General features: G+C 71.1%; 15 protein-coding genes. 11 read left to right on the forward strand and 4 right to left on the reverse strand.

The window, feature by feature from the left end; genetic code table 11:
• Positions 1-377 precede the first annotated feature (377 nt).
• Genes FBY41_RS15980 through FBY41_RS15990 form a run of 3 tightly spaced genes read left to right on the forward strand, consistent with a single transcriptional unit; the run spans position 378 to position 2,897 of the window.
• Positions 378-851 (forward strand): hypothetical protein, encoded by a 474-nt coding sequence (locus FBY41_RS15980; protein WP_141845294.1) that lies wholly within the window; start codon positions 378-380, stop codon positions 849-851.
• Positions 848-2,077 (forward strand): NRAMP family divalent metal transporter, encoded by a 1,230-nt coding sequence (locus tag FBY41_RS15985; RefSeq protein WP_141845295.1) that lies wholly within the window; start codon positions 848-850, stop codon positions 2,075-2,077. The genes FBY41_RS15980 and FBY41_RS15985 overlap by 4 nt, the downstream gene beginning before the upstream one ends.
• 1 nt (position 2,078) lies before the next feature.
• Positions 2,079-2,897, forward strand: a complete 819-nt coding sequence (locus FBY41_RS15990; RefSeq protein ID WP_141845296.1) for a hypothetical protein — start codon at positions 2,079-2,081, stop codon at positions 2,895-2,897.
• Between the two features lie 306 nt (positions 2,898-3,203).
• On the opposite strand, the gene FBY41_RS15995 is transcribed toward FBY41_RS15990, so the two are convergent.
• The 3 genes from FBY41_RS15995 to FBY41_RS16005 form a co-directional block, all read right to left on the reverse strand.
• Positions 3,204-4,010: a glycosyltransferase family 2 protein gene (locus tag FBY41_RS15995; protein ID WP_221629317.1), complete on the reverse strand. Its 807-nt coding sequence runs from the start codon at positions 4,008-4,010 to the stop codon at positions 3,204-3,206.
• A gap of 55 nt (positions 4,011-4,065) precedes the next feature.
• Positions 4,066-4,998, reverse strand: coding sequence for a glycosyltransferase (locus tag FBY41_RS16000; RefSeq protein WP_311769416.1), 933 nt, complete (start codon positions 4,996-4,998; stop codon positions 4,066-4,068).
• A gap of 77 nt (positions 4,999-5,075) precedes the next feature.
• Positions 5,076-6,473, reverse strand: a complete 1,398-nt coding sequence (locus FBY41_RS16005) for a UDP-glucose dehydrogenase family protein (RefSeq protein ID WP_221629318.1) — start codon at positions 6,471-6,473, stop codon at positions 5,076-5,078.
• Positions 6,474-6,607: 134 nt separating this feature from the next.
• Here FBY41_RS16005 and FBY41_RS16010 point away from each other — a divergent pair, with 134 nt between their 5' ends.
• The 8 genes from FBY41_RS16010 to FBY41_RS16045 are packed head-to-tail and all read left to right on the forward strand — an operon-like array spanning position 6,608 to position 16,056.
• Positions 6,608-8,311, forward strand: a complete 1,704-nt coding sequence (locus FBY41_RS16010; RefSeq protein ID WP_260439836.1) for a carbamoyltransferase family protein — start codon at positions 6,608-6,610, stop codon at positions 8,309-8,311.
• On the forward strand, positions 8,308-9,846 hold the full coding sequence (locus FBY41_RS16015) for an HAD-IIIA family hydrolase (RefSeq protein ID WP_141845299.1): 1,539 nt from the start codon (positions 8,308-8,310) through the stop codon (positions 9,844-9,846). Before FBY41_RS16010 ends, FBY41_RS16015 begins: the two co-directional genes overlap by 4 nt.
• Entirely contained in the window at positions 9,843-10,982 is a 1,140-nt protein-coding gene (locus FBY41_RS16020) for a glycosyltransferase family 9 protein (RefSeq protein ID WP_141845300.1), read from the forward strand. Before FBY41_RS16015 ends, FBY41_RS16020 begins: the two co-directional genes overlap by 4 nt.
• The gene (locus FBY41_RS16025; RefSeq protein WP_141845301.1) at positions 10,979-12,181 is read left to right on the forward strand and encodes a glycosyltransferase; all 1,203 of its coding nucleotides are present in this window, start codon (positions 10,979-10,981) and stop codon (positions 12,179-12,181) included. The genes FBY41_RS16020 and FBY41_RS16025 overlap by 4 nt, the downstream gene beginning before the upstream one ends.
• Positions 12,178-12,891 carry a D-sedoheptulose-7-phosphate isomerase gene (locus FBY41_RS16030; protein WP_141845302.1) on the forward strand — a complete coding sequence of 238 codons (714 nt, stop codon included), beginning with the start codon at positions 12,178-12,180 and terminating at the stop codon, positions 12,889-12,891. The genes FBY41_RS16025 and FBY41_RS16030 overlap by 4 nt, the downstream gene beginning before the upstream one ends.
• Positions 12,888-14,360 (forward strand): PfkB family carbohydrate kinase, encoded by a 1,473-nt coding sequence (locus tag FBY41_RS16035; RefSeq protein WP_260439837.1) that lies wholly within the window; start codon positions 12,888-12,890, stop codon positions 14,358-14,360. The genes FBY41_RS16030 and FBY41_RS16035 overlap by 4 nt, the downstream gene beginning before the upstream one ends.
• The gene (locus tag FBY41_RS16040; RefSeq protein WP_141845303.1) at positions 14,357-15,067 is read left to right on the forward strand and encodes an SDR family oxidoreductase; all 711 of its coding nucleotides are present in this window, start codon (positions 14,357-14,359) and stop codon (positions 15,065-15,067) included. Before FBY41_RS16035 ends, FBY41_RS16040 begins: the two co-directional genes overlap by 4 nt.
• Positions 15,064-16,056, forward strand: coding sequence for a glycosyltransferase family 9 protein (locus FBY41_RS16045; protein ID WP_260439838.1), 993 nt, complete (start codon positions 15,064-15,066; stop codon positions 16,054-16,056). Before FBY41_RS16040 ends, FBY41_RS16045 begins: the two co-directional genes overlap by 4 nt.
• On the opposite strand, the gene FBY41_RS16050 is transcribed toward FBY41_RS16045, so the two are convergent.
• On the reverse strand, positions 16,014-17,021 hold the full coding sequence (locus tag FBY41_RS16050) for a UDP-glucuronic acid decarboxylase family protein (protein ID WP_141845305.1): 1,008 nt from the start codon (positions 17,019-17,021) through the stop codon (positions 16,014-16,016). The genes FBY41_RS16045 and FBY41_RS16050 overlap by 43 nt on opposite strands.
• Positions 17,022-17,031 lie beyond the last annotated feature (10 nt).

Genomic DNA, 17,031 nt, shown 5'->3' on the forward strand with positions numbered 1-17,031 from the left:
ACGGCGCCCCCGGTTCGGTCACGCGCGCCGTTCTGGCTGTCTTCCAGTGTCGGTCGCCAAGGGCGCGAATGTCCTGTGTTTGGCGACATGCCCTCGCATCACGTACGAGACGGACGCCCAGCTCTGCCGGCGCCTCATGCAGCGAAGGGTCGTAGCAGTGTTCAGCGGTCTCATCGCGGGAGCGAAGGGTACGGCAACGACTGAGGGCGCGTGCCCGCGCCTTCGGGCGCGGGGGCTCGCCGTCCGATCGAGCGGCTTGCACGAGAGAGGTCGCACATGACCGAAGGGTTTGCTCTGGCACTCGGCTGGCTGATGTTCGCCGCCCTGTTGGCCGTCCTCGGGTACGTCCTCCTCCGAGGGCGGTCATGAACCGCACGATGGATCTGCTGAGCATCGGCAGGATGGGCCGGCTAGCTCACGCGGTCCTCGTGACGCTGATGGCGCTCGTTGCGGTCAGTGGGTGCGTCGCGCCGGCAACCGACTCGGGCGCCTACCGGCAGAATGCCACTGCCGCACTCCGTTCGGCGCTCGGCGAGGCGCGCACCGGAGCTCTCGCGGTGCAGGCCCGTCTCGACGGCAAGGTCACGAACGCCTTCGTCGACACCGTCGTCACGCAGAGTGAGTCCGCCCTTGGCCCCATCGAGGACAGCTTCGGAAGCGTCGACCCTCCCAGCCGGCGCGATGATGAGCTGCGAGACCACGTAGGCACGATGCTGAGCGACACGGCCGACGCCTTGAGCGCAGCACGCATCGCGGTGCGCCGCGAGGACCGAGCCGGCATGCGAGCCAGCGTGCGCGAGCTCGCGCGCCTCGGAAATCAGCTCGACCAGGCGCAGCAGGCATTGTCATGAGCAAGCTCTTCGCCATCGCCCTCGGAGTCCTCACGGCCATCGGCGGTTTCGTCGACATCGGTGACCTCGTAACCAACGGTCTCGTCGGCTCGCGATTCGGGCTGTCCCTCGCCTGGGTGGTGCTCGTGGGGATCGTCGGTATCTGTGTCTTCGCCGAGATGAGCGGCCGGGTCGCAGCCGTGAGTGGCCGAGCGACCTTCGACCTCGTGCGCGAGCGGCTGGGTCCGCGGATGGGGCTCGCCAACCTCGGGGCGTCGATGGCCGTCACCCTGCTGACGTTCATGGCAGAGATCGGCGGTGTCGCGCTCGCGCTCGAGCTCACGACGAACGTGAACCGCTACCTGTGGATCCCGGTCGTCGGGCTCGCCGTCTGGCTCGTGCTGTGGCGCGTGAAATTCGCGATCCTCGAGAACGCCTTCGGGCTGGCCGGCCTTGCGCTCGTCGTCTTCGCCGTGGCCCTGTGGAAGCTCGGTCCGGACTGGGGATCCCTCTGGCAACAGGCCTCGCGGCCGTCCGTGCCGTCGCAGGAGAGCCACACGACCTACTTCTACTACGCCATCGCGCTGTTCGGTGCTGCCATGACGCCCTACGAGGTGTTCTTCTTCTCCTCCGGCGGTGTGGAGGAGCGTTGGACCGAGAAGGATCTCGGCACGATGCGGGCCAACGTCTTCATCGGCTTCCCACTCGGGGGCGCGCTCTCGCTGACGATCGCCGCGGTTGCCGCGGTGGTCTTCCTGCCCCAAGGGATCCAGGTGGGGTCACTGGGTCAGATCGGGCTGCCCGTGCCGCTCGCTCTCGGACAGCTGGGCCTGGCTGCGGTGCTGCTCGGTTTCTTCGCTGCGACGTTCGGAGCAGCGTGCGAGACAGGCCTCTCGGTCGGCTACAGCATCGCGCAGTACTTCGGTTGGCAATGGGGCAAATACGTCGAGCCGCTTCGAGCCGCTCGGTTCCACACCGTCGTGCTGCTGTCGGCCATCTTCGCCATCGGTGTCCTCCTCACGACGGTGGACCCCATCATGCTGACGGAGTACTCCGTAGTCTTCAGCGCGATCGCCCTGCCGCTGACGTACTTCCCTATCCTCGTCGTGGCCAACGACCGCACCTACATGGGCCGCCACGTGAACGGGCGAGTGGCCAACGCGTTGGGGACGGTCTACCTCGTCCTCGTCGTCGTCGCTGCGACCGCCGCGATCCCGCTCATGATCATCACTCGGGCGGGGGAGTGAGATGAGCAGGCTGCCCGACCCCCAGGCCCGCAGCACCCTCGACGTGGCGCTGCGGCTGCTCGACCATCAGATCACGGGCCCACACGGCGAACTCCTCGGCAACGTCGACGACCTCGAGCTCGTCGAGCGCGACGAGCACCTTCTCGTCACCGGCCTCATGGTCGGTCCCGCCGCGCTCGGCGGTCGCCTCCCGGGCAAACTGGGGGACTGGATGGTTGCGATCTGGCGACGGCTGCACCCCGAGCAGGATCCGAAGCCTGTCGTCGTCCCGCTTCGCCACGTGACCACGATCGGTTCTGCGGTCGAGGTCGATGCCGGCGCAGCCTCGGCCCTGCTCGGGGCTTCCGGTCTCGAACGGTGGCTGCGTCGCTACGTCGTCGCCCGGATCCCCGGGGCGACAGGCGGCGGCGACGAGGACACACCGCCAGCGGTGCACGCCCCTTCCCGTGAGGACGCGGAACGACTGCTCGCACCGCGCTCCGACGGCCGGGCAGCCAGCGACCTCATCGGTGCACGCGTGCTCGGGCCGCAGAACTCCGACCTCGGCGTCGTCTGTGAGCTGCGGTGCAGCAGCGGCATCACCGCGAGAGCCTCCACCGCGGAGATCACGCACCTGCAGCACACCTCGCATGGTATGGGCTCTCGTCTGGGCTACGAACGCGACGCTCGCCAAGGTCCGGCCGCGGTCGGAGTGGTCGCCAGGTGGTGGCACCGTCACGACCGACTCGTGCCGATGTCAGACGTCATCGACATCGACTGGAAGGCGCACACGGTGCGCATCAGGGGAGCTCACGGCGACCACCCCCTGGCTGACTCCTGACCCGTCGACTTCGTACCAGCATGTACACCAGCCGCTTTCCCAAGTGACCACCGTCAGGGCGGCCCTCCTCCGATGCCGTCATGATGGGCTCTTTATCCGGGTCGTGATCGGGTCCTAAGGCCCGGTGCTGCGCGCCACGTCACCCACCCACGCGGTCGCCGTACCGACCCCGACGAGGTCAACCGGGCACGTCACGACGCCGATCGGTTTTCTCGCCCAGGTGGCTCGGCTCGTGTCAGTCCTGCCACCGCGCGGGGGTTCAAGCGGCCCGACGACGCGGCGGATGCGTCACGACGGCCGACAATGTCAGTCGTCGAGCGCCCGTCGTTGCGCCTCGACCGCGGGCGGCAGGACGCTGCGCTCGCGCAGGGCGATCCGAAGTCTCGGCAGAGCAGCCACGACGCCGCGACGCCCACAACGGTCGCTCGCCAGGCGGCATACGGTTGCGAGGACGGAGGTCACGGGACGGCGCATGACGGCAGTCAGCAGGGCGTTGCGGGCGATGATCGCCCGGCGCGCTGCGTTGCCTTCCCTCACGACCGACGGTACGTGCCGGGCGACGAGCTCGGGCGCATAGCACAGTCCCCAACCTCTGGCGGCGAGGTCGAGCGCGAGGCGCTCCTCCTCACCGGGGAAGAAGACGACGTCGTCGAAGCCGCCGGCCTCGAGGAAGGCCGTCCGGCGCACGACCGCACCGCAGGCGATGAAGCCAAGAACGCGCGGACCCGGCTCTCCGGCACGTGTGCCGAGCGGTGACCGTGCCATCTGCTCGCAGACGCCGTCGAGCGCCCCGTCGTCTCCGACGAGGACGCGTGCGGCCAGCAGAGCGACCCGCGGGTGGGCGTCCAAGAGCTCGGCGGCCCGCTCCAGTGCACCCGACTCCCACCACGAGTCGTCGTCGGCGAAGGCCACGTACGGCGTCGTGGCGCGGCGCACCCCCGCGTTGCGCGCGGGTGCGCCGGCGTTGTGAGGCAGCGCCACAACCGTGACGTCGGGGAAGCACTCTCCAACGCGTTCGACGGTGTGGTCGCTGGATGCGTTGTCGACGAGCACGACCGGACCCTCGTGGCGAGGGAGGGATCGTTGGAGATCGGGCCACCGGTCGCGGGTCATGACGACGACGCTCACCCGCGGGGAAGGAACTCGGGCCTTGACCCTCATGAGCGGCTCACGAGCCGCTCATGAGGGGCGTATGAGGGCGGGTGGCCTGCTCGGCGACAGCAGCTCTCAGCACGACGTCCCACTCATCGAGGAAGCGTTGGAGACCGAACCGGCGCAGTGCGTGGGCGCGAGCGAAAGCCCCCGCCGCACGCGCCGCGGCGGCGTCGGCGAAGAACATGCGCATACCGTCTGCCAGCTGGTCCGGCCGGCTCGCGACCACCCCGGCCTCCGGCGGCACGGCCAAGGGGACCTCAGTGCTGGCAACGGCCACGACCGGCATGCCGAGCAACATGGCCTCGATGAGCGAGAGGCCCAGAGACGTCCAGCGGTTGGGGTGGAGATAGACCCGCCGCCGTGCCATCTGCGTGTGGAGGCGCTCTTGGTCCAGGCCTTCGACCGTTCGCAGGCCGCGCGCTCGGGGCGGTTCAGTGCGGAGCGCGTGCGCGCCCATGCCGAAGACGTCGACGGGCGCCGCCTCGGCCAAGCGGAGGATCAGGTCGGTCCCGACCGCCCGGCCGCGGCGCACCGGCTCGTTCACGACGACCGCAGCCCGATTGACCTCACCGGTGTAGCGGTCACCGGGGTCGATGACACCGTGCTCGATGACGTGCGTGGGCGCTGAGCCGGAGTCCCACATGAGGGCGTTGAACGGTGTCACGTGGACGATCGGGATCAGGCTCTGATCGGACATCGGATGGCGGTCGAAGGGAACTCGTCCACCGGGAACGTTGTGCTCGAGGTAGATCGTGGCCACGTCCTCACCGGCGCGACGCCCCGTCCACTCCCACAGCAGGTCTCGCTCGTGCGGTCGCTGCAGGATGACGACGTCGAAGGGTTCATGGCGCAGCTGGTCGGGAGACAGCTCCCGCACGGACGTGGGCCACTGCCACGACCGTGCCCTCCCGAACCCGTCGGGGCCACGGCCAGGGAGCACGGGCACGAGGTAGTCGTGTGGTCCCTGGACGAATCCCGTCGTCCAGGAACCGTGTACGTGCCAGAGCAGGATGCGCACCGAGCTCACCCCGCCCTGAGGTCGCGGTCCACGGCCCGGGGGTCAGCCAGACCGACGCCGTCGTCGGCACTCCCTTCTGTGCCCCCGAGGCTCACCTCTCGGGGTCTCCCGAGGGCGCGCACGTCCCACCCCGCGGCCCGCCAGCGCTCCACGTCCAGACTGAGGCGGGCATCCACGACCACGCGGCGCTGCACGACGGCCGACAGGGCTGCCGGATCGACCGCGGCGAAGGCCGGCCAGTCGGTCAGCACCATGGTGAGGTCCGCTCCTGCACAGGCGGAGTCGATCCCGTCAGCGACGCGGAGGTCGCGGCGGTGGGCCAGGTGGTGGGCGGCCTTGGGGTCGTGGACCGTGACGCAGGCACCCGCAGCCGCGAGGGCGGACGCGACGGCGAGTGCGGGCGAGTCGCGGATGTCGTCGGAGTCCGCCTTGAACGCAGCCCCCAGGACGCCGATGTGTCGATCACGGACGGTTCCGCCGAGCAGGTCCGTGGCGAGCTGGACCGTTCGGTGGCGCTGGTGGGTGTTGACCTCATCGACGGCATCGAGCAGTTGGGCCGCCGTGGATACACCGAGCTCCGCGGCCCGGCTCGCGAAGGCCCTCAGGTCCTTGGGGAGGCAGCCGCCCCCGAAGCCGAGGCCAGGGGAGAGGTAGTGCGGCCCGATGCGCGGGTCGAGGCCCAGCACCTCCGTCAAGCGCTCGATGTCGGCTCCTGCGGCCTCACACACCTCGGCGAGGACGTTGACGACGGAGATGCGACTGGCGAGCACGACGTTGGCGGAGGACTTGGCGAGCTCTGCGGTGCAGGGGTCGGTGCGCACCACCGGCACGCCCGCGTCGATGAGCGGGGCGTACACCGCGCAGATCCTGTCGGCCGCGTCATCGGACCCGGCTCCGACCACGAGCCGGTCCGGGCGCAGGGAGTCCTCGACGGCATGGGCTTCACGGAGGAACTCGGGATTCCACGCCACTTCGGCGCGGCCGGCTCCGAGGGCCTCGTCGAGGCGCTGCTGGAGCAGTGTTGCCGTGCCCACCGGGACCGTCGATCGCCCGACGACGAGCGCGCCCGCACCCAACCTGGGCAGGAGAGCGTCGACTGCTGACCAGACGGCCCGCAGGTCGGCGGCACGCGATCCGTCGAGCTGGGGAGTCCCGACGCACAGGAAGTGCAGGTCGGCATCACCCACAGCATCCAACTCGGTGCTGAAGGTGAGACGCCCCGAGGTGACGCCCCCGGTGAGCAGCTCGGCGAAACCCGGCTCGTGGAAGGGCGGCCGGGCTGCGGCGAGGCGGCGGACGCGATGCGGGTCGACGTCGATGCCGACGACCTCATGGCCCCAATGGGCCAGCGTCGCGGCGTGTGTGGCGCCGAGGTAGCCGGTGCCGAAGACGGAGATGCGCACGAGCAGTTCTTGCCCGAGGAACGGACGCTGAAACGGCCTGGCGCCGGGCAAAACGAACGACTGAGCACCCCCGCGCCCCTTCTCTCGCTGGTTCAGACACTTCTCCCGGTCGAAGTGTTTCGCCTCTTCGAGAAGTGGGCACCGCCTTAGCGAGGTACCAGTTCCTGCTGCGACGGCGCAGTCTCCCCAACGGCATCGGAGTCCTCGTGAAGGTTCTCGGCATCAACGCGCTGTTCCACGACCCGGCGGCGGCACTCGTTGTCGACGGAGTCACCGTTGCCGCTCTCGAGGAAGAGCGGCTGTCACGCCGCAAGCACGGTCACCGGCCGGTGCCCTTCGCGGCCTGGGAGTTGCCCGAGGGCGCGGCTCGCTGGTGCCTCGAGCAGGCCGGGCTCGAGGCAGCCGACCTCGACGCCGTCGCCTACTCCTACGATCCGGAGCTCGCCCAACCGGCACGCGAGCTGGGGCTCGACGACCCGTGGGACGGCCTGCGCCAAGAGTATGCACGTCGCGCTCCGGGCTTCATCTCCACGATGCTGCCCGGACTCGACCCGGCGTGCGTGCAGTTCGTTCCGCACCACGTGGCCCACGCTGCGTCCGCAGCGCTCGCCTCGCCGGCACCGGACAGCGACGTCCTGGTCCTCGACGGCCGTGGTGAGCGGTCCAGTCACCTCGCTGGACACTACGCCGGTGGCGTCCTGGAAACGCTTGCGACGCAACGGCTTCCGCACTCCTTGGGTCTGCTCTACGAGGATGTCACGGCCCATCTTGGCTTCCTGCGCAGCAGTGACGAGTACAAGGTGATGGCACTCGCCTCCTACGGGACGCCTCAGTTCGCGGACGAGCTGCGGCGAGCGGTGTCGTCAACGGCGGACGGAGGCTTTCGCACCGATCGTGTCGAGTGGGGCGCCCTCGCCAAGCGGCGAGCGGCCGACGATCCTTGGACCCAGGAGCACGCCGACCTCGCGGCCAGCGTGCAGCACCGCCTCGAAGAGGTCCTTCTCGAGCTCGTCCACTGGCTGCACGACCGCACCGGCGCCACTCACCTCGCGCTTGCCGGCGGGGTGGCGCTCAACTGCGTCGCCAACACCCGGCTGCACAGCGACGGCCCCTACGAGCAGCTCTGGGTCCAGCCCGCCGCCGGCGACGCCGGGACGGCCCTCGGCGCCGCCCTGGCGGTCGCGTCGGCCGGTGGAGACCGCTGCACCGCGATGCCGGGCGCCGACCTCGGGCGCCGCTGGGACGACGCTGAACTCGAGCAGGTGCTGCGCACCGCCCGGCTGCCCTACGAGCGTCCCGGTGACGTGGCGTTCGCCGTGGCCGACTGCCTCGCGTCTGACGGCATCGTGGCCTGGTTCCAGGGCCGCAGCGAGTTCGGACCTCGAGCGCTCGGCCACCGATCGCTGCTCGCCCACCCGGGCCGTTCCGAGAACCTCGAGCGGCTCAACGACGTCAAGGGACGGGAGCAGTTCCGTCCGGTCGCCCCCATGGTGCTCGCGGACCGCGCCCCGGAGATCTTCGGCCGTGGACCGTTACCCTCGCCCTACATGCTCTTCGTGCACGACGTCGAGCGGAGCTGGCGCGAGCGGATCCCAGCGGTCGTGCACGTGGACGGCACGGCGCGGGTGCAGACCGTCGACCCTGCCGAGGAGCCCCTCGTCGCCCGTATGCTCACCGGCTTCGAGTCGCTCACCGGCCTGCCGGTCGTCGTCAACACGAGCCTGAACACGGCTGGCCGCCCGATGGTCGACAGCCCGCGCGACGCGCTCGAGTGCTTCGGCTCCGCACCCGTCGACCTGCTGGCGCTCGGGCCCTTCGTCGTCAGGCGGCCGACATGAGCCGCCCGGCCCCGACCAAGGCACGCTCCGACAGGCCCGGGGCGGTGACGACGATCGTCGTGCCCACGGTGGGCCGTGAATCGCTCGTCATCCTCCTCGATCGGCTCGCCCACCAGTCGCTGCCCGTCTCCTCGCCCGTCATCGTCGTCGATGACCGGGCGGCCGAGAAGGGGGGCGCCGTCCCCGCGTGGTTCGACGAGCTGCCGTATGCCGTGAAGCTCCTCGTCAGCGGGGGGCGCGGTCCGGCCGCTGCCCGCAACCTCGGGTGGCGACACGCCCGCACGCCGTGGGTGTCGTTCGTCGACGACGACGTCGTCCCCGCAATCGACTGGTACGCAAGTCTCCTGGCAGACCTAGAAGGTCTTCCTGCCGACGTCCACGGCAGTCAGGGACGGCTCCACGTACCGCTGCCCGCCCACCGCCGGCCCGATGACTGGGAGCGAGCAACCGCCGGCCTCGAGGACGCTCCCTGGATCACCGCGGACCTGACCTACCGCCGCTCCGCGCTCGTCGGCGTAGGAGGCTTCGACGAGCGGTTCCCCCGCGCCTACCGCGAAGACGTCGACCTCGGGCTGCGGATCACCGCCGCTGGTGGGCGCATCGAGTGGGGACAGCGAACCGTCGAGCACCCGGTGCGTCCGGTAGACGGCTGGGTCAGCGTCCGCCGGCAGTCGGGCAACGCCGACGACGCTCTCATGCGCCGGCTGCACGGAGCGGACTGGCGCAGGCGCGCGCAGGTCCCCCGCGGTCGGTTCCGCCGTCATGCGGTGACGGTGGGGTCAGCGGCGGTTGCCGCCCTCGCTGCAGCGCACGGCCGCCGTCGTGTTGCGGTGCCCGCTGCGCTGCTGTCGGCCGCTCTCACGGCGGAGTTCGCGACAGCGCGCATCCTGCCCGGCCCGAGGAGCGGTCCGGAGGTGCGGCGAATGGTCGCGACGAGCGCCGCCATCCCCTTTGCGGCTGTCGCTCACTCGATGCTCGGCAGGGTGCGGCACCGCCACGCCGCACCGTGGACCGGCCCACCTGACCTCGTGCTCCTCGATCGCGACGGCACCATCGTCCACGACGTGCCCTATAACGCCGACCCGGACGCCGTGCATCCCTTCGGCAGTGCTCGCGACTCCCTGGATCGCCTGCGCGACAACGGGATCCGCGTCGGTGTCGTGACGAATCAGTCTGGGGTGGGTCGCGGGCTCATCTCCCCGGCGGAGCTCGACGCGGTCAACCAGCGGGTGGCCGACCTGCTCGGGCCCTTCGACGTCTGGTGCCAGTGCCTGCACGCCCCCGAGGACTCGTGCGACTGTCGCAAGCCCTCGCCCCAGCTCGTCATCGAGGCCTGCGACCGGCTCGACGTCGATCCGACGCGCACCGTCCTCGTCGGTGACATCGGCGCCGACCTCCTTGCCGCGCAGCGGGCGGGCGCCCGGGGCGTCCTCGTGCCGACACCCGAGACGCGACCCGAGGAGGTGACGGCGGCGGCACACGTGCGCCGCGACCTGGGCGCTGTGGTCGACGATCTCCTTGGAGGGCACTGGTGACCCACAGCCTCGTCGTGCGACTCGACAGCGCGGGCGACGTCCTCCTCGCCGGCCCGGCCATTCGTGCGGTCGCGGCCGGCAGTCGGCGGGTGACGCTTCTCTGCGGGCCGCGAGGCGCGGAGGCCGGGCGCCTGCTTCCGGGCGTCGACGAGGTCATCACGTGGCACAGCCCGTGGGTCGATCCGCACCCTCAGCCGGTGAGAAGCGAGGACGTCGAGGATCTCGTCTCCGCCGTGCGTGAACGGTCACCGGACCGGGCCCTCGTGCTCACCTCCTTCCACCAGTCCCCACTGCCGACGGCGCTCGTGCTCCGCCTCGCCGGCGTCCCCTGGGTCGGGGCGGTGAGCGAGGACTACCCGGGGAGCCTGCTCGACCTCCGTCACCACGTGCCCAGCCGCATCCACGAGGTGGAGCGATCCCTGTCGCTCGTCCGTGCCGCCGGGTACGACCTCCCGCCGGATGACGACGGACGTCTCGCGGTCCGCACGGCAGTCAGCCCCTGGCTGCCGTGGCAGGACATCCCCGAGGGCCCGTCCCACGCGCGAGCCCCCGCCTACGTGGCGGTCCACCCGGGAGCGTCGGTGGCCGCGCGGGCGTGGCCGGAGACCGGCTGGCAGCGTCTGGTCGAGACCCTTGTCGACCAGGGCCACCGCGTTGTCGTGACCGGCGGGCCCGAGGAGCGAGCGCTCACTGCCCGGGTGGCCGGTGCGGCATTCGGGAGCAGGCGAGGAGCAGGTGGCCAGGTGCTCGACCTCGGGGGGGCGACGACGCTCGCCACCTTGGCCGGCGTGCTTTCTGCCGCCTCCGTCGTCGTCGCAGCCAACACCGGCCCCGCTCACCTGGCGGCGGCGGTCCGCACGCCGGTTGTCTCGCTCTTCGCGCCCACGGTGCCCTTCGAGTGTTGGCGCCCCTGGGGCGTTCCGGTGGTCACTCTCGGACGCGGGGACGCGCCTTGTCGCGACACCCGCGCCACCACCTGCCCGGTCGCCGGCCACCCCTGCCTGTCCGAGGTCACCCCAACCGATGTCGTCCGCGCTGTCGAGTCGCTGCTGCCGCCGGCCGGCACCCTTCCCGTCAAGAGGCAGGTCCCGGCCCTGTGGACCTCAGCCCGTTCCGCCCTTGGAGGTGTCACATGAGGATCGCGCTGGTGTCAGAGCATGCCAACCCGCTGGCCGTGCTCGGAGGTGCCGATGCCGGGGGCCAGAACGTCCACGTCGGGGCCCTCGCCGCAGAGCTGGCCGCTCGCGGCCACGACGTCACGGTCTACAGCCGCTGGACGGCAACGGGCGTGCCGGTCCGGGTCGTCACCGACGAGGGGTATGCCGTCGAGCACGTGCCCGTCGGGCCGCCGGAAGAGGTGCCCAAGGACGACCTGCTCCAGTACATGCCGGCCTTCGCGCGTTACCTCGAGATGCGCTGGTCCGAGCGGCCTGTCGACATCGTCCATGCCCACTTCTGGATGAGCGGAGTCGCGAGCACGAGAGCGGCTCGGCGCGTCGACCTTCCGGTCGTCCAGACGTTCCATGCGCTCGGCACCGTCAAGCGACGGCAGCAGGGAGATCACGACACCAGCCCGCCCGAGCGCCTCGGCCTCGAGCGCGGGCTGTGCCGCCGTGTCGACCACGTCATCGCGACCTGCACGGACGAGGTGGAGGAGTTGGCAGCGATGGGCCTACCTGCTCGACGCGCCACCGTCGTGCCGTGCGGCGTCGACACCGACCTCTTCCGGCCACAAGAGGTTCCGCCGAAACCACACCGCACGCTGCTCTCGATCGGACGGCTCGTCGAGCGCAAGGGAGTGGGCAACGCCATCGAGGCCCTCGCCATGTTGCCGGGTGTCGAGCTCCGCGTCGCCGGCGGGCCGGCTCCCTCCGGACTGCACGACGACCCAGAAGTGCGACGCCTGCGCGAGGTCGCAACCCGGTCGGGCGTCTCTGAGCGCGTGCACTTCCTCGGTGGCGTGGGGCGCGAGCGCGTGCCGGAGCTCATGAACGAGGCGGATCTCGTCGTCGCCGTCCCGTGGTACGAGCCCTTCGGCATCGTGCCTGTGGAGGCGATGGCGTGCGGACGTCCGGTCGTCGGGTCTGCCGTCGGCGGCCTGCTCGACACGGTGCTGCCGGGAGTCACCGGCGAGCTCGTGCCTCCGCGACGTCCCGACGTCATCGCGCTCGCCGTCCGGCGCCTCCTGGAGGACCCCGCCCGTCGTGTGGCCTACGGACAAGCGGGACGAGACCGGGCCGTGGCGCTCTACCGGTGGTCGCGGGTGGCCGAGGCCACCGAGGAGGTCTACGAGCGGATCGTCGCCGCCGCGACGCGGAAGGCGGTTGCGCCATGACACAGGGCTTGAACTCGGGGTCATCCAGCGCCGCCGAGCAGAGGGCAGCTTCGACGAGTCCCTTAGCAGGAACGGCCGCCTCCCGGCCCACTGCGGTCACTCCGTGCGAGCGAGCCCACCTCGGCGCCCTCGTGGATGCCCTGCGCGACTTCGAGCCGTGCGTTGACGTGGCGGATCGTTGGGGTCGCACGCTGGCGAAGGTGCTGGAGCACGGTGGCCGGCTCCTCGCGGCGGGCAACGGTGGCAGCGCTGCCCAGGCGCAGCACCTCACCGCCGAGCTCGTCGGGCGCTATCGACTCGACCGGCGACCGTTCTCGGCGATCTGCCTCAGTGCTGAGACGTCGAGCCTCACCGCGATCTGCAACGACTACCCGGGCGAGGAGCTCTTCGCCCGCCAGGTCGAGGCCCACGCTCGAGAAGGAGACGTCGTCATCCTGCTCTCGACGAGCGGCCGCAGCCCGAATGTCGTCGAGGCGGCACGCCGTGGCCGGGCGTGTGGGGCGACCGTGTGGGCGATGACCGGGCCGACGCCCAACCCGCTGGCAGACGTCGCGCACGAGACCCTGTGCGTGGACGCGGACTTCACGGCCACGGTGCAGGAGCTGCACCTCGTCGCCGTCCACATCCTCTGCGCTGGTCTCGACCACGCGCTCGGAGTGCATCCAGCGCGCACGTCCGAGGACGTCGAGCCCGTGAGGAGGCTGGCGTGAAAGGGCCGCTCGTCATCGTCGGTGACGCGATGCTCGACATCGACCTCGAGGGCCGCGCAGGCAGGCTGTCGCCGGACGCCCCCGTGCCGGTGCTCGACGAGCTCGTCGAGCGCGCGCGTCCCGGAGGTGCCGGCCTCGCGGCCGCCCTCGCCGCATCCGACGGTGCGGAGGTTGTGCTCGTGACGGCGCTCGGCGACGATGCCGCAGCGGCTCGCCTGCGGGAGCTGCTGGCCGGCGTCACGGTCATCGGTCTTCCCTCCCGCGGCGCAACCCCCGTCAAGAGGCGCGTCCGGGCGGGTGGCCAGTCGCTGGTCCGGCTCGACACGGGCGGGCCACCGGGTGGCGTCGGACGTGCTTGCGCATCGGTCCTGCGGGCGGTGAACGATGCTGGGTCGCTGCTCGCTGCCGACTACGGCCGTGGGACGCTCGAGGCCGAGGGGTTGCGGCAGGCCATCTCGTCCGCGGCGCGATCTGTCCCGCTCACGTGGGACCCCCACCCTCGTGGTGGTGAGCCCGTGCCCGGAGCCCGTCTCGTGACGCCCAACGAGGGGGAGGCCATGGCCATGGTCACCCGATTGGGGCTCGACGGCGGGGACACGCGGCAGTCGCTGGCGGGCATCCGCCGTCGCGCCGAGGCGCTCGCCCGGGCGTGGCGGGCCCAGGCCGTCGCGGTGACCCTGGGGGAGCGCGGGGCCCTGCTCACCTACGGCGAGGGGGTGCCGATGCTCGTCCCCGCGCCCCACGTGCACTGCGTCGACCCCTGCGGTGCCGGCGACAGGCTTGCGGTCTCCACCGCGCTCGCGCTGGGGCAGGGCCGTGTCATCACGGACGCCGTCGCCGAGGGGGTATGCCGCGCAGCCGAGTTCGTCGCCGCCGGTGGCGCCGCCCGGGTGGACGCCGAGAGCCTGCGCTCTCCCTGGTCCCTTCCATTGGGGGACCACAGCCCAGGGAGCGCCGGGCGGCCCGTCGTCGTGGCGACCGGAGGCTGCTTCGATCTCCTACACGCGGGCCACGTCGCGACGCTGCGTGCGGCCCGTGCACTCGGCGACCGGCTCGTCGTGTGCCTCAACTCCGACGACTCGGTGCGCCGCCTCAAGGGTCCGGGGCGCCCGATCGTGCCCGCCACCGATCGTGCCCACGTGCTGCGCGCCCTGGAGTGCGTCGACGAGGTCGTGGTGTTCGACGACGACACTCCCGTCGAGGTGCTTCGGCGGGTGCGGCCCAACATCTGGACCAAAGGCGGTGACTACGTCGGGGCGGAGGTGCCGGAGCTCGCGGTGCTCGAGGAGTGGGGCGGGCAGGCCGTCGTCCTGCCCTACGTCGAAGGGCGCTCTACGACGGGCCTCGTCGAGGCGGCCGCCAGCCACGCCGGGTCCCACGGGTCCAACCGTGTCGCTGCGAAGGCAGGGGTCGCCATGGGGCGGAACGCCGGTCAGGACGGATCAACCGATGTCAGGAGAGGTGCATGACGACGTGGACTGCAGGAACCGTGCTCGTGACGGGAGCAGCTTCGGGCCTCGGCGCGGCCGTTGCCCGAGCTGTTGCAGCCGAAGGTGGGCGACCGCTCGTCCTCGACCGCCGGCCCCCCGATCCAGAGGTGCTCGAGGTGCCGGAGTCCGACGTGGGGGTGGTCGATCTGGGGGACTCCCGCTCGGCGGAGAAGGCCGTGCGGGAGCTGGTGGGGCGAGCCGGTGGTGTGGACGCTGTCGTGACATGTGCAGGCACGGATGCGTGTGGGCGCTTCGACGAGGTGGATGGGGAGGACTGGGACCGAGTCGTCCTCGTCAACCTGCTCGGCACCGCAGCCGTCATCCGAGCGGCGCTCCCGTCCCTCGTCGAGCGCCACGGACGGGTCGTCACCGTCGCCTCCACCCTGGGCCTGCGCGTGTTCAGCGATGCGACGGCCTACTGCGCCTCGAAGTTCGGCGTCGTCGGGTTCTCCCGAGCGCTCGCCGTGGAGACGCAAGGACGGATCGGGGTGACGACGCTCGTGCCCGGAGGCATGCACACCGCGTTCTTCGACGGGCGCCCGGAGCAGTATCGACCGGGACCGGATGCCAAGCTGAACCGGCCCGAAGACGTCGCAGCTGCAGTGCTCTTCGCGCTGCAACAGCCGCAAGGCTGCGAGGTCCGTGAACTCGTCGTCACCCCTTCGGTGGAGGGCTCCTGGCCGTGAGGCGTCGCGTCCTCGTCCTGCGCGCGCTGGGGCTCGGGGACGTGCTGACGGCGGTGCCGGCACTCCGTGCTGTCCGGCGAGGCCTGCCCGACCACGAGCTGGTGCTCGCGGCGCCCGCTCCGATGGACGCGCTCGTGAAGGGGGCCGGTCTCGTGGACCGGGTGCACCCGGCATACGGGCTCGGCCCGCTGGGCTGGAAGGGGCCGCCGCCCGATGTCGCGGTCAACCTCCACGGCTGCGGGCCCGAGAGCCATCTGCTGCTGCGGGACCTGGATCCCGGACGGCTCGTCGCCTTTGCGCGTGCCGAGCTGGGAGTCGCGGGGCCGGCGTGGGTGAGCGGCGAGCACGAGGTGCACCGGTGGTGCCGCCTCGTGAGCAGCGCCGGTTGGGCGGTTGACCCACGGGACCTGCGCCTGGACTCGCCCAGGGCGACGAACCCGGCGCCGGGGGCCGTGGTGGTGCACCCGGGGGCGGCGGCGCCGTCCCGGCGTTGGCCGGTGGGACGCTTTGCGCGCGTGGCGAACTGGCTGCAGGATCGTGATCATCGCGTCGTCGTCACGGGCTCACCCGATGAGGTCGAGCTCGCTGACCAGGTGGCCGCGCAAGCCGGGCTGCCATCTCGGGCCGTGCTCGCTGGAAGGACCGATCTGGCGGCGCTGTCGGCCCTCGTCGCCGGCGCACGACTCGTCGTGTCTGGCGACACCGGAGTCGCCCACCTGGCGTACGCGCACGGAACGCCCTCGGTCGTGGTCTTCGGCCCCACCTCTCCCGACGAGTGGGGTCCTCCCGCGTCAGGTCCTCACACCGTCGTCTGGAAGGGGAAGTCGCGGCAGGCCGCCGGGGGTGGCGGCGACCCCCACGGCACCGACCTCGACTCCGCCCTCGCAGCCACTGGTGTGAGCGAGGTGATCTCAGCCATCCGAGACCGATTGGAGGGCAGCAGGATTCACGACGAGAGGCGGGCTGCAGCCGCGCCACTCTGGACGTGAGCCTTCGCCTGGCCGTCAGGTGCGAGCTGGCTCTCGAACCACTCCAACGCGCAGCGGAGGCCCTCTTCGAGCGGCACGACCGGCTGCCAGCCCAGCAGCTCCCTCGCCCGTGTGATGTCGGGACGCCGGACCTTCGGGTCGTCGACGGGGAGCTCGACGAACTCGATTGTCGAGGCAGAGCCGGTCAGTCTGCGGACGGCTTCTGCCACCTGCAGAACGGTGAGCTCCTGCTGACCGCCGAGGTTGACCGGACCGGCGTGACTGCTGTCTGCCAGAGCGCACAGGCCGCGGGCTGTGTCCGTGACGTAGCAGAGAGATCGTGTCTGGCTGCCGTCCCCGGCAACCTGGATCGGCTCGCCACGAAGCGCCTGCATCATGAAGGCGGGGATCATGCGGCCGTCGTCGACGCGCATGCCGGGCCCATAGGTGTTGAAGATCCGCGCGATCGCGGTGTCGACACCGCGGCTGGTCCGGTAGGCCGTCGTCAGGGACTCGGCATACCGCTTGGCCTCGTCGTAGACGCTGCGCGGCCCCACGGGGTTGACGTTTCCCCAGTAGGTCTCGGGTTGGGGGTGCACGAGGGGGTCGCCGTAGACCTCGGACGTCGAGGCGAGGACGAAACGGGCGCCCTCCCGCTGGGCCAGGTCCAGGGCATGCATGGTTCCCTGGCTGCCGACGAGCATCGTCTCGAGGGGCAGGGAACCGTAGTGGACAGGGGAGGCCGGCGAGGCAAGGTGCATGACGAGGCCGACCTCGCCGGGGACGTCGAGGACCTCTGTCACGTCGGCCTCGAGGAAGGCGAAGTCCGGGTGCGGCTCGAGGTCCTTCACGACGGACGGGGAGCCGGTGAGGAAGTTGTCAACCGCTAAGACCTGCCAGCCGTCGTCGAGCAGCGCCCGGCACAGCCAGCCACCGAGGAAGCCGGCACCGCCCGTCACAACGGCACGACGTGTGGAGTTCTTCACAGCGCCGGAG

Source organism: Humibacillus xanthopallidus, from assembly GCF_006716675.1.
GTDB classification, from domain to species: domain Bacteria; phylum Actinomycetota; class Actinomycetes; order Actinomycetales; family Dermatophilaceae; genus Humibacillus; species Humibacillus xanthopallidus_B.